At 46.1% G+C, this 2304-nt stretch carries 1 protein-coding gene; it reads left to right on the top strand.

Going from position 1 to position 2304, the window contains the following annotated elements; all coding sequences use genetic code 11:
• Nucleotides 1-168 precede the first annotated feature (168 nt).
• The gene (locus tag FTT63_RS15245; protein ID WP_154320142.1) at nucleotides 169-2100 is read left to right on the top strand and encodes an ATP-binding cassette domain-containing protein; all 1932 of its coding nucleotides are present in this window, start codon (nucleotides 169-171) and stop codon (nucleotides 2098-2100) included.
• Nucleotides 2101-2304 lie beyond the last annotated feature (204 nt).

The following is a 2304-nucleotide window of genomic DNA, read 5'->3' as shown; positions in this document are numbered from 1 at the left end:
CAACTGTTAATGCTGAAAATAGAGCTTATACTCAACTTATTCGTCCATAATATATAAATTCACAATATTTAAAAGCTGGCTCATTTCAGTAAAAGTCGCAAGATTTTTCATTTTCACAAGGCTTTCCTTTAGAATAGGCGCATCTTATTTCTTAGCTTTGATTTCTCAATGATTCAGTTAGACCAGTTATCTATACGTCGCGGTGGACGTGTTTTATTTCAAAAAGCGTCGATGCAGTTACACCCAGGATGGAAAATTGGCCTAACCGGTGTCAATGGTGCCGGGAAATCGACCCTGTTTTCAGCTTTGCTTGGTGGCATGGAGTCAGACACCGGTTCGTTGACCCGTCCTGCGGTATGGACCGTGGCGCATATGGCGCAGGAAATCAAAGCGCTGAATATGAAAGCCATTGATTTCGTCTTGTCCGGCGATGAAGAATACTGGGATATTCAACAGAAACTGGAGCAGCCAGATCAGCTGGATGATGCAGAACTGGCCCATTTATATGGCCGTTTTGATGAAATTTCAGGTTATTCTGCGCCGGCCAAAGCTTCGCAACTGATGGCCGGTCTGGGCTTTTTTGAACATCAATCCCAACTGGATGTTTCAAGTTTTTCTGGTGGCTGGCGCATGCGCCTGAATCTGGCGCGTACCCTGATGAGCCGTTCCGATTTACTCCTTCTTGATGAACCGACCAACCATTTAGACCTGGATGCCATTCTCTGGCTCGAAGACTGGCTGAAAGCCTATGAAGGTACGCTGGTGCTGATTTCGCATGACCGGGATTTCCTCGATGCGATTACCGATCATATTTTACATATTGAAAATCAGGAACTGATTTTATATACCGGTAACTACTCGACCTTCGAGCGCACCCGCAGTGAACGTCTGGCGCAGCAGCAACAGGCTTATGAAAAGCAGCTGGAAACCCGCGCACATCTGCAAAAATATATTGACCGTTTTAAAGCGAAAGCCACCAAAGCCAAGCAGGCACAGAGCCGGATCAAACAGCTGGAGCGTATGCAGGAACTGTCTGCTGCCCATGTTGATACACCATTTACCTTCAGTTTCCGTGAACCGACCAAAATGAGTTCGCCTTTATTGCAACTGGAACATGCCGATATTGGTTATGGTGACAAGCTGATTGTCACCAATGTCAATTTACAGATCACGCCAAGCAGCCGGATTGGTTTGCTCGGGATGAATGGTGCCGGTAAATCCACCCTGATTAAATCGCTGGTCGGTGATTTAAAATTGCTTCAGGGTCTGCGTAAAGATTCAGAACTGCTCAATATTGGCTACTTTGCCCAACACCAAATGGATGCACTGGATGGCAATGCCAGCCCGATGTTACAGCTGGCCCGTATTGCCGATAAAAAAATCAGTGAAGCCAGCCTGCGTTCTTTCCTGGGCAGTTTTGGTTTTAGCGGCGAACGCATGGATACGCCAAGTGAAAGTTTCTCAGGCGGTGAACGTGCCCGTCTGGCTCTGGCATTGATTGTCTGGCAGCGTCCAAACGTGTTGATTCTGGATGAGCCGACCAACCATTTAGATCTGGATATGCGTCATGCATTGACCATGGCCTTGCAGGATTTTGAAGGTGCTGTGGTGCTGGTATCGCATGAGCGCCAGCTGATTGCCAGTGTCTGTGATGAATTGCTGCTGGTACATAATGGTCAATGCCGTGAATTTGACGGTGATCTGACCGCTTATGCCGACTGGTTACGTCAGGCCCGCATTGAGATGATCAAAAACGGGCAGAAGCCAGCCGAGCCGGTGAAATCTCAGGTCGAAGTCAAAGCAACCATTTCCAGACTGGACAAAGAAGCACAGCGTAAGGAAGCGGCACGCCAGCGGGAACTGAGCCGCCCGATTCGTAAAAATATCGAAAAATGTGAAACACAGATTTCAAAGGTTACGCCGCGACTGGCTGAAATTCAAAGCTTGCTCGGAGATAGTGCTTTATATGATGCCTCACGTAAAAATGATTTGCTCAAACTGATGAATGAGCAAACTGAGCTGAAAGCCAAACTGGAAACAGCCGAAGAACAGATGCTGGAACTAATGATGGAACTGGAAAGTCTGGAGCAGTCCTTCTAACACTATTTCAACACCCCCATTATCTGAGAGATGAGTAACAAGCGTTATTCATCTCTTTTTTTTATTAAAACCACCCATTTTTAATATTTTCCTCCTGCTTTTCATCTCCGTGTAGTTCCTTGCTATTCTTGAGTACTGCATCTCTTCTTCAAAACTTGACACATTTTGTCGTGAATTACGCAAGTGCCATATAAGTTTATTTTT

This window comes from Acinetobacter sp. C15 (genome assembly GCF_013420645.1).
Taxonomy (GTDB): domain Bacteria; phylum Pseudomonadota; class Gammaproteobacteria; order Pseudomonadales; family Moraxellaceae; genus Acinetobacter; species Acinetobacter indicus.
This window is presented reverse-complemented; position numbering and strand designations above follow the sequence as displayed.